Source organism: Spirochaeta isovalerica (genome assembly GCF_014207565.1).
In the GTDB taxonomy this organism is placed as follows: Bacteria; Spirochaetota; Spirochaetia; order DSM-2461; family DSM-2461; genus Spirochaeta_F; species Spirochaeta_F isovalerica.
On record NZ_JACHGJ010000001.1, the window covers coordinates 966,648 to 978,766 of the forward strand.

General features: G+C 46.7%; 10 protein-coding genes. 1 reads left to right on the forward strand and 9 read right to left on the reverse strand.

Features of this window, described 5'->3' with window-relative positions:
* Positions 1 to 7: 7 nt before the first annotated feature.
* Together HNR50_RS04235 and HNR50_RS04240 are read right to left on the reverse strand one after the other, a co-directional pair.
* Positions 8 to 670: a hypothetical protein gene (locus tag HNR50_RS04235; RefSeq protein ID WP_184744161.1), complete on the reverse strand. Its 663-nt coding sequence runs from the start codon at positions 668 to 670 to the stop codon at positions 8 to 10.
* Positions 667 to 2,571: an AMP-dependent synthetase/ligase gene (locus tag HNR50_RS04240; RefSeq protein ID WP_184744162.1), complete on the reverse strand. Its 1,905-nt coding sequence runs from the start codon at positions 2,569 to 2,571 to the stop codon at positions 667 to 669. Before HNR50_RS04240 ends, HNR50_RS04235 begins: the two co-directional genes overlap by 4 nt.
* 99 nt (positions 2,572 to 2,670) lie before the next feature.
* On the opposite strand from HNR50_RS04240, the gene HNR50_RS04245 reads away from it, so the two are divergent.
* Complete coding sequence (locus tag HNR50_RS04245; RefSeq protein ID WP_184744165.1) at positions 2,671 to 3,840, forward strand: adenylate kinase; 1,170 nt, start codon at positions 2,671 to 2,673, stop codon at positions 3,838 to 3,840.
* 51 nt (positions 3,841 to 3,891) lie between these two features.
* Here HNR50_RS04245 and HNR50_RS04250 read toward each other — a convergent pair whose 3' ends face one another.
* The 7 genes from HNR50_RS04250 to HNR50_RS04280 form a co-directional block, all read right to left on the reverse strand.
* Complete coding sequence (locus HNR50_RS04250; RefSeq protein ID WP_184744167.1) at positions 3,892 to 5,370, reverse strand: phosphate acyltransferase; 1,479 nt, start codon at positions 5,368 to 5,370, stop codon at positions 3,892 to 3,894.
* A 144-nt stretch (positions 5,371 to 5,514) separates the two neighbouring features.
* Entirely contained in the window at positions 5,515 to 6,090 is a 576-nt protein-coding gene (locus tag HNR50_RS04255) for a TetR/AcrR family transcriptional regulator (RefSeq protein WP_184744169.1), read from the reverse strand.
* Between the two features lie 15 nt (positions 6,091 to 6,105).
* On the reverse strand, positions 6,106 to 6,873 hold the full coding sequence (locus HNR50_RS04260; RefSeq protein ID WP_184744171.1) for a YesL family protein: 768 nt from the start codon (positions 6,871 to 6,873) through the stop codon (positions 6,106 to 6,108).
* A gap of 21 nt (positions 6,874 to 6,894) precedes the next feature.
* Entirely contained in the window at positions 6,895 to 7,581 is a 687-nt protein-coding gene (locus HNR50_RS04265; RefSeq protein WP_184744173.1) for a queuosine precursor transporter, read from the reverse strand.
* Positions 7,582 to 7,584: 3 nt separating this feature from the next.
* On the reverse strand, positions 7,585 to 9,711 hold the full coding sequence (locus HNR50_RS04270; protein ID WP_184744174.1) for a Tex family protein: 2,127 nt from the start codon (positions 9,709 to 9,711) through the stop codon (positions 7,585 to 7,587).
* A gap of 95 nt (positions 9,712 to 9,806) precedes the next feature.
* Entirely contained in the window at positions 9,807 to 11,087 is a 1,281-nt protein-coding gene (locus tag HNR50_RS04275; protein WP_184744175.1) for a cyclic nucleotide-binding domain-containing protein, read from the reverse strand.
* Positions 11,088 to 11,171: 84 nt separating this feature from the next.
* The gene (locus HNR50_RS04280) at positions 11,172 to 12,119 is read right to left on the reverse strand and encodes an ABC transporter permease (RefSeq protein WP_184744176.1); all 948 of its coding nucleotides are present in this window, start codon (positions 12,117 to 12,119) and stop codon (positions 11,172 to 11,174) included.

Genomic DNA, 12,119 nt, shown 5'->3' on the forward strand with positions numbered 1-12,119 from the left:
CTCCGGTTTAAAATGCTCCCCAGAAATCGAGAATCTCTCCGGCCGTCTGTTCGGGAGGATTCAGTCCCGTATCGAAAAATCGGATATCCAGATCAGACTGTTCGGCCAGTTCTTTCAGTTCTTCCTGCTGTCTTTCGAAATGGTCGATGATCTTTTCATCGCTGTCGCCGAAGCCTTTGATATAATTCATCCACATGGCATCTCTGCCCGAGAGTATTCTATCGGCCAGCTTGTCCCTTTCCGCTGTCAGGACCACCGCCCGGCAATTCAAATCAAGCAGCTTCCCGTCAATTGGTACGACGTCTTTCCAGCTCATGTGATCGTACTGATAGACATGGGTAAAATGAAACCGTTCAAGGATATAGGGAATACGCATTGCAGTCTGATTTTTCCGGCACCATTCCATGGCATCGAGCCGGGATTTCAACCGGCTGATATTTTCGAGGTGTTCTTCCAGAAGTGAGAGATTGTCCCGAACCGACAATCCACCCTCGCGGTCTTTTTTTTCCAGGACCCTCTGGGTCTGATGCTCCGACATAATGTAGGAAGAGAATCCGCTTCTGCTGCGATAGCGTTCCGACTGAAGAATGGCACGGAGGATTTCCGTTTTCCCCGTTCCGCTGATTCCCTCCAGAATCAGCCCCGAGACGTTCCATGTGTCAAAGCTCATTTCAGGATTTCCCTTGCGGCATTTATATTAGGCTCATTTATATGAACTTTTCCCAGATCGCTGTACATAAAATCAATCCTGTCCTGATAGGTTTCGGTAATTTTATACCTGACCATCTTCATGGTTGAGTTGATCATCTTATTCTGTTCACTGAAGGGCTCTGTGATTAATTGAAAAGTCGATGGAGTCCAGAGTGAGGGAAATCTGCTTGAACCGTCGGCCTGCCAGGCATTGAGCTTTTCCCATATTTTTTCCAGGAGCTCTTCGGGGGACGATACTTTGAGAGAACGGACCGTCATGGGATCGACTGTGAGCAGACAGGTCGTGTAATTGCTGTGATCGCAGTAAAGCATGACCTGGGCTACCAGATCCTGGGTGCTGATGATGGTTTCCTCAATCTCTTCGGGAGAGTATTTCTCTCCGTCCCGGGAAATGAGAAGAGCTTTAGCCCGACCGGTAACCTGAAGGAAATCATCTTCATCCATATAGCCCAGATCTCCCGTATAGAGCCATCCGTTCCGGACCGTTTCCCTTGTGGCTTCCTCATTTTTCAGATAGCCCTTCATGACATTCTCACCGCGGATAACGATCTCCCCTTTCTCTCCGACAGAGGCTTCCTGTCCATCACCTTTAATAATTTTCAACTCGATGTTAGGAAGGACATTACCTGATGAACCGAATTTATGGCGATACGCCGCATTTGTGGAGATGATGGGCGTCGCTTCCGATAATCCATAACCCTGGTACACCGGTGCGCCGATAGCATTAAAAAATTCCTGCTGGTTGACATCGAGCAAAGCTCCGCCGCCAATGGAGAAATGAAAATTCTTACCGAACACAGCTCTTAATTTGGGATAGATAAGGATATTGGACAATCTGTAGGCCCACATCCCTTTGACATGGCGCTTTTTCGGTTCAAATCCGTTGCCGTGGTATTCAATTCCCGCTTTCAATCCTTTTTCGAAAAGCGAGGCGATAAAGCCGCCTTTAGCCATAACGCCTGATTTCATTTTTTTCATGAAATTTCCAGTTATGGCTGGAACTGTGAGGATGAAGTATGGATCGGTTTCCTGAAGATTGGCGGGAATGTTTCTGAGGATAGATGAAGCCCCGCCTCTCGCATCGACAAAATAAAGCGTCAGACCTATCAGATATGCGGCGTACAGAGCAACTGTATGGGCAAAGGAGTGATCAATGGGCAGGATAACAAGAGTTGAAATCCTCTCAGGGAGCCTGGCGACATCCAGACCGCCCTGACAGTTCGCCCAGTAATTCAGATGAGTGAGCATGATCCCTTTGGGATTTCCCGTCGTTCCCGAGGTGTAGCAGATGGTGATGACATCATCCTCTGCGGCATCATCCATCAGTTTCTCCAGAGTCCGGATTGTCTCCTCATCGGCATGGCTCCCCTCTTCAAGGAGATCTCTGTAAGTCACGAGATTTTTCCCCCGTTCCAGTCCCTCGACCTCTTCGAGCCGGGAGATTTTATCATCATCATCGTAGTAGACGAAGAGGAGCTCCCCGTCGAAGCTCTCCCTGGCTTCGAGAACTTTGGATAGGGTAATATGTGAAAAGAAAATAACTTTGCTTTCAGAATGATTGACCCTGAAAGGGATCTCCTCGGTCAGGAGTTTGAGCGACAGCGGGACGGAAACCCCGCCGAGCATGATGACGCTCAGCTCGCTTATGACCCACTCGCTTCTTCCTTCGGAAATAATTGAAAAGGCGTCGCCTTTTTCATAGCCTCGGTTCACTAAAGCGCGGGCGATTTTTACAGCCCTGTCCCTTGTTCCGGCAAAACCGATTTTATCCCATCCCTCATCGGTTTTATTGGCCAGATAGGGATAATCACCGTATTTTTCCACAGCTTCATTCATCATTCTCAGTACTGTCTTCTTCATGTTGTCCTCTTGGAACCATGGTAACATAATTTTAAATATTTGCCCTCTGCGTTTTTCTGGCTTAATCTTTAATTAAATTAAACTTAAACGGGAGCAATTATGTTAAATATCGCATTGTTCGGCCCTCCGGGAGCCGGAAAAGGGACGCAATCTGAATTTCTCATTAAAGAGTACAATCTCTTCTATATTTCCACCGGAGATATTCTGAGAAATGAAATAGTCAATGAAACAAAACTCGGTCTCGAAGCAAAAAGCATAATTGCGGCTGGCGGTCTGGTTTCCGATGAAATTATCGTGCAGATAATCGAAAAGACCATTGTCAACAATCCTTTCTCCAACGGGTTTCTTTTCGACGGTTTCCCCAGAACCTATATTCAGGCCTATATTCTCGAAGGTTTGATGATAAAGCTCAACACTTCGCTCAACTGTCTTATCAGCCTTGAAGTTAATGAAGAAGAATCAGTCGCCAGACTGCTGAACAGGGGAAAAACTTCGGGCCGGATGGATGATAATGAAAAAGTTATCCGGAACCGTTTGAAAGAGTATTATGACAAAACTCTTCCGGTTCTGCAGTTCTATAAAGACAGAGGCATTCTGAAGTCGGTAAATGGCAGCCAGGCTATCGAGGCTGTTACGGAAGACATCCGGAATGTCATTCGCGAAGAGTTGAAAAACAGCCTTTATAATGTCGTTCTATTCGGCTATCCCGGTTCGGGACGAGGTACTCAAGGGAAAGCTCTTGCAGAAAGATTCGGACTTGAATACGTCGCCACGGGGAACATGCTCGACGATGAGATAAAAACGGGATCGGAAATCGGCAAGCGGGTCAAAGAGATATATGACAGCGGCAAGCTGGTACCCGATGAAATCATCGTTCAGCTGATAGAGAAAAAGCTGGAGGAATCGAAGGATGTCAAAGGCTTCATTTTCAAGGGATTCCCCCGGACCCTGGTCCAATCCTATATACTCGACGGCCTGCTGAAAAAACACGGCTCCTTCATTTCCCAGGTTATTGAAATAGAAGTCCCGACTCTTCAGCTCATCAGCCGCCTCGACGCGCGTCGGCAGACCAATGACGCCCGCCCCTACGACAGCAATACCTCAAAGATCGTTCAGAGACTCCAGGATCATCAGGAAAAAACCGTTCCCGTTATCGAAAAATACAATGAACAGCATGGCGTTCTGAAAATAAACGGCGAGGGAACCTTTGATGAGGTCTTCGAGAAGATTTCAACTGAAATAGCAAAAGGGTTGGAGAGCATGGGCTGAAAGCCTGTCAGAGGTTTGCTGTTTTCAAGTTGACAGCAAACCTCTGACCCATTATTTGAGGACGTGTTTTGAATAGACCGCGCTGGCGCAGAGCGTCAGAAATTTCGTCATATCGCTGTCGCTTCTCGAAGTGAGAATAACCGGAACTCTGGCTCCGAGCACGACATTGGCCACATCGGATCCCATGGTCATCGCCCAGGCTTTATAGAGGAAGTTGCCTCCGGAAATATGGGGAACAATAAGGATATCCGCTTTCCCCGCAACCGGAAGATCAGTCATCCCCTTATGTTTAACAGACTCTTCGTAGAGCGCCAGGTCGTAGGAGAGGGGGCCGTAAACTGTTGCGTCCTCCCATTCCATTTCCGATAACTGTCTGGCGAATATGCTTGTCGGTATCTTATCGGAAGGTTTCTCGTTTGCATCGAGAATGGCAACGTTGGGTTTATCAACCCCCATACTCCGGGCCACATCTATAGCATTGAGAATGATATCGCGCGAAGCTTCCACATCGGAAGAAGGAGTCAGCGCCGTATTGATACCGGGGTCGGTCAGGAAAACAAGCCTGTCCACTTCCGGGAGTTCGAAGATGCTCACAAGAGAGAGCCTTCTACCAGTTCCAATACCCTTATCCTTATTGAGAATAGCTTTCATGAAAACGGCCGTGTTGATTTTCCCTTTCATAAGCATGTGTCCGTCGCCGCTGTGAATTAATTCGATTCCCCTCTCGGCGGCTACTTTTTCAAAATCTTCCGCAGAAGGATCGATTTCAACGAACTGATAGTATTCAGGATATTTGAGAAGATCGGAATTATAGCTGGAACTGTCGCCTACAAAGAATGCCGTTTTTACAACTTTTTCCTCAATGGCACGGTTCACCGCTTCGATAGCTGTAGAGTTGGGCATGATAACGACGACATTCATCCCGCCTATGACTTTGGCTCCCTGTATGAGGTTCCCCATAAGCGGGCTTCTGGCAAAATTCATCATGGATTTTTCATTGTAGATGGAAGCGAGAATTTTACAGGGTCCGCCGACGGCATTGAGTGCATGGCGGAAGGAAGAGTCAAAGTAAATTGTATCCCCTTCATTGAGGATATGCTCTTTATCATCGACAACGATTTTCAGCGTACCTTTGATAACATAGTGAAATTCTTCTCCCTCATGAGAACTGAATTCCAGATTCCTGTCATCCTGTTCGAAAACTTCAACGAGAAAGGGCTCCATATGACGCCCGCTGTAATCGGGAGCCAGACTTTCATAATTGTGCCGTTTTCTTCTTTCCACAACCTGACGGGTTTCGGGACGGGTGACAGTAATTCCCGCTTCATGGAATTCCTTTCCGTAAATCAGGGCGGAAATATCCGTTCCCAGCGCTGCTGAAATGCGCATCAGTTCCGATACGGCCGCTTCGACATCTTTTTCTTCCAGTTCATGGAGATAATCAGTGGTAAGCCCGGTCATTTCCGCAAGGTTTTCCAGGGACAGGTTTTTCCCGGTTCGTATGGTTTTAATGTTATTTCCGGTATGCATTAAACACCTCTCTTTTATTTTTACATTAGCAGAGAGAGACGTAATAAAAACAAGGTATGTATAGCGTCTCTCGTGATTAGATACGCTGTATTATACTACATCCACAATTATCTTGCGAGAAAAAACCGAAAAACGTAATACTATTTATTCAGAAGGTTTTTTTTCGATAAATATACGGCCGATGCTCATTTTCAGGCTGTCGGCGTCAATATCGATATATCCCCTCTTTGCGAGTTTTATGGCTTGAATGGTACCGAGGGCGGAAGCATAGAATATGGACTTGTCATACTGATAGCCCATCATGCGGTTGATATTCTCCGGCAGGATTTCGGGATTGTCCTGAAGGATACCGAATATATCACCGGCGATTTTTTCCAGTTTCGGGTAGAGCAGTGGTTCATTAATCAGCAGAGATGCCAAATCAATATTTTCCAGGACCGTATCAAAAAGTATGTTGTAAAAATACTCGAACGATCCTTTGCCCTGTCTGCTTTTAATCCCTTCTTTGATTTCCTCAAAAAACTCTGCCCACCCCTCTTCGATAAGGGATGTGAGAAGCTCTTCCTTGTTGGCGAAATAATTATAAACAGTCCCGACAGAGAGTCCTGAATGGGCTACGATATCCTGAATGGATGTCGCAGCGTATCCTTTGGAACTGAAGAGAAATACTGCTGAATCCATAACAGCTTTTCGCTTATTGTCATCTCTGCTCCTGGCCATTACATCACCTTTTCTTTATTTCCAGGGGAATATGGTATTGCGGAGAGTTCTGGGGCCGATTTTTTCATTGTCATCCAGACACAGAGCTCTCCAGGGGATTTTGCGTCCGGCATCGGGATTTTCTTCCAGATAATCGTACTTGTAAACAAGTAGACGCAGATTGTTGTCAAGCCAGAGTAGAATCCCGGCAGGTCCGGGTATAAGAAAAACAGTTAAAACCGAAAGGAGAATCCCGGGAATAATTCCGATAAAAACCGCTATACTCAGAAAAGGATTATCGAGAAAGATAAGAAAGCTCTTTTTTATCATCTTGATAAAGGTACTGTTAAGGCGATTGACAACGGGGAGATAATAAATGGCTGCCAGATTGACCGTTACGAAAACCCAGAAAAGGAACATCGCTCCGATAAGGCCGATCATATTGCCGAGTCCCGAATAGAACCGCATTCCCATGACAGTCAAAGCCAGAACAAACGAAAAAAGAAGTCCTCCGGAAAGAGACGTCTTCCAGGTTTCTTTAATTCCGGTAAAGAAACTTTTGATTTCGGAAGGTCTGAAATCGCTGATTCCCTTGACATATGCCGCCGCGGCACCCAGCAGGATGATAAAAGCCAGATAGATTACTACGAGGGCAATTGTTGCGCCGGCAAGTGAATACTGCGCCAGAAATGTGGTTCCGTAGAGACCGAGAAAAAGCGCCACGAAAATCAGATTAATGGCGAATATACGCCCCATATTATCCCATAAATCCCAAAAGGATTTTTTAATCAGAAAACCAAACATGGGGCTATTATATATAGTTGATCAATCAGATACAACCTCTTTGCGGTGCCAGTAACTGGCTATGTAAATAAAGGGCGTATCAGCGGCAGCCACCACCCATTTGAGCAGATAAGTCGTCCAGAAAATCTGCCAGAACACATTCCAGGGGAAAAGCCCCGTAAAAGCGATAAAGCAGAACACCGTTGTATCGATCAACTGGCTGATCATGGTACTCCCGTTATTTCTGAGCCAGATGAACCTTTCAGCGGGAAACTTCCTTTTGATCAGGTTATACATCCAGATATCGTGGAACTGCGACAGGAGATAGGCTGTCAGGCTGGCCAGAGCAATGCGCGGCATAATCCCGAAAATCGTCTGAAGACTTTCCTGAGCGAAATCATCGGCAGAAGGTATGAATTTAAGGGCGATGTACATGAGACCGGTCATGGATATGAGAGAGAAAAAACCGATTTTTACCGCTTTCGAAGCCTCTTTCCGTCCGTAGTTTTCACTCAGAATATCCGTTACCAGAAAAGAGGTGGCATAGACGATGTTCCCCAGTGTCGCGGTAATCGAAAAGATATCAACAGTTTTGAGAACCTGAACATTCGCGACGATAGTGGCTATGGGAATCCAGATAAACAGACCCAGTTTTCCGAAAAGCCTGTAGGCGATGAGAATAGCGGAAAAATTCACCATCAGCATGGCCACCCAGAGTAATTCATTCATAAATCAATCCTTCATGGAGAGAGAAATGCGTCGTCTCTGAAGATCCACATCCAGAACGGTAACAGAGACCTTCTGCCCCACTTTTACGATATCGTTGGGATCTCTTATAAAAGTATCAGACAGGCAGCTTATGTGCACAAGCCCGTCCTGATGGACCCCTACATCGACAAAGGCGCCGAAAGCCGTCACGTTCGTCACGATACCCGGCAGACGCATACCCGGAGAAAGATCTTCGGGAACCGAAACCGTATCATCAAAACTGAAAAGCTCGAAACTGTCCCGGGGATCGCGTCCCGGCTGGGCCAGCTCATGCATGATATCTTTCAGAGTCGGCAGCCCGATGTCTCCGGAGACATATCTGTTCAGATCGATTTTTTCTCTGAGATCTTTATCTCTCATCAGATCTTCGACGGAGCAGCCCTGATCTTTTGCCATCTGCTTCACCACGCCATAGCTCTCGGGATGGACGGCGCTTCTGTCCAGAACATTTTTACCGTCACTGATTTTCAGGAATCCGGCGGCCTGTTCGAAGACTTTCGGTCCGAGTCCCTTTACTTTTTTCAGATCCACACGGCTTTTAAACGGCCCGTTTTCATTTCTGTGATCCACGATATTGGAAGCGATCCGGCCGTTGCATCCCGATACATAGGAAAGGAGCTGCGGGCTGGCTGTATTGAGCTCGACGCCTACGGCGTTCACACAGCTGCTAACCGTATCATCGAGCGCCGATTTCAGCATTTTCTGATCCACATCGTGCTGATATTGGCCCACCCCGATTGATTTGGGATCGATTTTTACCAGCTCGGCCAGAGGATCCATAAGCCGTCGTCCGATCGAAACCGCACCGCGGACCGTTATATCATAATCGGGAAACTCCTGCCTGGCGATTTCCGATGCGGAGTAGACTGAAGCACCGCTTTCGTTGACCATAATGACGGGAACGGTTTTACCGAAAGAGATTTTCCGGCAGAAAGCTTCCGCCTCGCGGCCTCCTGTACCATTGCCGACGGCTATGGCTTCAAAGCCGTATTTATCATAGAGTTTTTTCAGTATCCGTTCCGCTTCCCCCTCTTTGTTATAGGGAGCCAGGGGGTAGATCACTGTATGCTCCAGAAGCTTGCCCTGCCGGTTCAGGACGACCACCTTGCTTCCCGTCCTCAGTCCGGGGTCAACCGCCAGAAGGGATTTCTGGCCCAGAGGCGGAGCGAGGAGCAGCTCCTTGAGGTTATCGGCAAAGACGGAGACGGCCTTCTCATCGGCTTTGAGTTTCAGTTCATGGCGCAATTCATTTTCCAGCGATGAAGAGAGCAGTCTTTTATAGGAATCCGATAGAGCCCCTTCAACAATTTCATTGGGACTATCTTTTCTATGGAAAAAGCTTTTGCGGATACGATCGAGAGAATCCTCTTCGTCGGGAAGGAAATGAGCCGTGAGAACTCCTTCGTTGACACCGCGGAGCACAGCGAGAATCCGGTGGGAAGGAGCTTTATTCACATTCTCAGTCCAATCGAAATAATCGTTGTACTTGGCCGCTTCCTTCTCTTTTTTCTTAACCAGACGGCTGGTGAACTGACTGTTTCTTTTAAAATGGATTCTCAGATTTTCCCGGACTTCGCTGTTTTCATTAATTATTTCAGCGATGATATCCGAAGCGCCTTTCAGTGCCTCTTCTGACGAACCGACCCCTTTTTCCCTATCGATAAATGCTTCGGAATCCTTAATGGATCTGTACTTGCCATCGAGAAGCATTCGGGCCAAAGGCTCCAACCCCTTCTCTCTCGCTATGGATGCCCTGGTCTTTCTTTTCGGTTTGTAGGGCAGATAGATATCTTCCAGGGCAGCCATCGTCTGTGCAGCGGCAACAGCTTTTCCCAATTCTTCTGTAAATTGATCGGTTTCCTTCAATGACTTGATTATGGCAGCGGCTCTTTTATCCAGTTCTTTCAGCGATGAAAGGCCGTCGCGGATGGCTATGATCTGGACCTCATCGAGCCCTCCGGTTCTCTCTTTTCTGTACCGGGCGATAAAAGGAACTGTAGCATCCTCATCGAGAAGTTCAATTGTATTGGCAACGCCTTTTAATGGGAGATTAAGTTTGGCTGATAGTATTTTTCCGTAGTCTTTTTCCATAATGACGAGTATACAATTGTTAAGGAGAAAGGTCATCATGAAAATTTTTCTGAGATATGCTTATGTTAAAATGGCCTTAAACCATTATCCATCTATTATGTGCGTCTTTTACTCTCATGGAGCGAGACGAGCCTGGTTGCCAGAATGCGGGAGAGCAGAATCCCGTAATAGGGTTTCTTCTTCATGGCGTTGATGAACTCTTCCTTGGTGATTTTCAGTAATTCTCCGGATTTTACGGCCTTTACGGTGGCGGATCTTTTGTTGTTGAGTAAAAAAGACATTTCACCTAGAAAAAGATCAGCGGGAGTCAGGGTGGAGACGGCAATTCCGTTTGCGATAATCTCATATTTCCCGGATACGATATAATAGAGGTAATTGGATTCGTCCCCCTGTGTAAACACCACTTCACCTTCTTTGAAAGAAACCTCATCCCGTCCGGAAAAGAAAGTCGGATACTCATTGCTCTTATGCTCCAGATGCTCCACATGGAAAGTGACTTCATTACCTTTGTCATTAAACTTAAGGTCTTTTAGATAATGCATGGCCATAAGAATTCCTCTGCCATGCTGTTCATCGAGCCCCGCCTCGCCGGTTGTCGAGCGGTAATTCCGCCAATCGAATCCCTTTCCCTCATCGCGGATGGTAAAGGATGAGCCGTCGGGCGTAATGCGGTAATGGACGACCACTTTTCTGTTGCCGATTTCAGGGTCCTGGTTTTTCTGATTTATCAGATCGAAAATATTGCCCTCTTTTTCCAGATAACGGGATTTCTCCTCAAAGGAAATGGAACAGTTGCCATGTTCAATGGCATTCATAAAAAGTTCCATGATAGCGATATAGAAACCTTCTTTCCCTTCCGCATCGACCAGACCGGAATTATAGAGGAAATTGGCAATGAGGTTGGAATAGGTTATTAGATCGAAGGGATCGTTATTCAGAACGAAGTGCCCGGAAATTGATGAGCTGAGCAGAGAGTGAATCTCTCTCTGAAAAAGAACCCAGCGGTTGTTCCCGATGATTCTGAAAACCCTGGGCAGATTGAACTCTAGTTTTGAAAAGGATATGAGCGTAACGATATTAATCCCTTTGAGGTTCTGAATGATTTCCCTCTCGTCGCTGGTGTTGTAAAGGATAATCGTGCCTCCGAAATGAAGCCAGGGATCTTTCCGGATGGATCTGAGAGCTTTGGAAGACTCCGTATCGGGGTCGTCGATGCAGATAATGTTTATGGAAGGCAGCTCATAATTGAGAAATTGAACGAATTTATTGCAGTCATCGAAAAAGTTGCACTTGAAATCATCCATCCAGGTGCGGCAGTGTTCTTCAATAAGAAAATTGATCCTCTGATTACTGCTCAGTATTGCAATGTTACCCATATTTTCATTTTAAGCTATAGAAGTTGGAACCGCTAATAAAAAAGACCCGGCCGAAACCGGGTCTTCTGAAAGAATATAAAGCCTTTATCGTTTTCCGTGTTCGAAGGGCTCTCCCGCGGCTTTGGGAGCCTGGGAAGATTTGGAGAAAAGAATCAGGGCAATAAGAGTTATGACATAGGGGAATACTTTAAGTATGATTCCCGGAATAACCTTGAATGCCGGAATTACCTGGGAAACGTTGGCAAGGGTACTGGCAAAACCGAAAAAGAAGGTTGCTCCCAGTATGCCCAGAGGCTTCCATTGTCCGAAGATCAGTGCTGCAAGAGCCAGGAATCCGAGACCGGCGACAGAACCGTTAAACTCTCCGGAATAGGTAACGATAATGACAGCTCCGCCGAGACCGGCGAAGGCTCCGGAAAACATGACGCCAATATAGCGGATAAAGTAAACGTTTACACCGGCTGCGTCAGCGGCATGGGGATGCTCGCCGCAGGCTCTCAGTCTCAAACCGAATGCTGTTTTATAGATAAGAAACCACGAGCCCAGAAGAATCAGCAATACCAGCCATGTAGAAGCATATGTCTGGGTAAAGAACAGTTTTCCGATGACGGGAATCTTCGAAAGCAGCGGAACATTGAAACGGGTCAGCCCGCTTGTGATATGGATATTGCCGCTTCCCGTAATGGTTCTTGCGATAAATACTGTCAGCGCGCCGGCAATCATATTTATCGCCGTACCGCTTATAACCTGATTGGCATTGAGATTGATACTCGCAAAAGCATGAAGCAGGGAAAAGATTGCTCCGATGATCATGGCCGCCAGAAGTCCAAGCCATATGGCGCCTTCGGGCATGATGGGCTGCAGAACGGAAATTACGTAAGCGCTTGTAAAGGAGCCGACGACCATTAGCCCTTCGAGACCGATATTGACAACACCGCTCCGCTCGCTGAAAAGGCCGCCGAGAGATGTAATGAGCAAAGGAATTGTAGCGGCGACAGCATATGGAAATATTTTAGCTATGAGTTCCCACAT

Excerpts from the sequence above, each read along its gene's own strand:
- HNR50_RS04245 (WP_184744165.1), top strand. The coding sequence starts at position 2,671 with ATGTTAAATATCGCATTGTTCGGCCCTCCGGGAGCCGGAAAAGGGACG.
- HNR50_RS04280 (WP_184744176.1), bottom strand. The coding sequence starts at position 12,119 with ATGTGGGAACTCATAGCTAAAATATTTCCATATGCTGTCGCCGCTACA.
- HNR50_RS04275 (WP_184744175.1), bottom strand. The coding sequence starts at position 11,087 with ATGGGTAACATTGCAATACTGAGCAGTAATCAGAGGATCAATTTTCTT.
- HNR50_RS04240 (WP_184744162.1), bottom strand. The coding sequence starts at position 2,571 with ATGAAGAAGACAGTACTGAGAATGATGAATGAAGCTGTGGAAAAATAC.
- HNR50_RS04235 (WP_184744161.1), bottom strand. The coding sequence starts at position 670 with ATGAGCTTTGACACATGGAACGTCTCGGGGCTGATTCTGGAGGGAATC.
- HNR50_RS04255 (WP_184744169.1), bottom strand. The coding sequence starts at position 6,090 with ATGGCCAGGAGCAGAGATGACAATAAGCGAAAAGCTGTTATGGATTCA.
- HNR50_RS04260 (WP_184744171.1), bottom strand. The coding sequence starts at position 6,873 with ATGTTTGGTTTTCTGATTAAAAAATCCTTTTGGGATTTATGGGATAAT.
- HNR50_RS04250 (WP_184744167.1), bottom strand. The coding sequence starts at position 5,370 with ATGCATACCGGAAATAACATTAAAACCATACGAACCGGGAAAAACCTG.
- HNR50_RS04265 (WP_184744173.1), bottom strand. The coding sequence starts at position 7,581 with ATGAATGAATTACTCTGGGTGGCCATGCTGATGGTGAATTTTTCCGCT.
- HNR50_RS04270 (WP_184744174.1), bottom strand. The coding sequence starts at position 9,711 with ATGGAAAAAGACTACGGAAAAATACTATCAGCCAAACTTAATCTCCCA.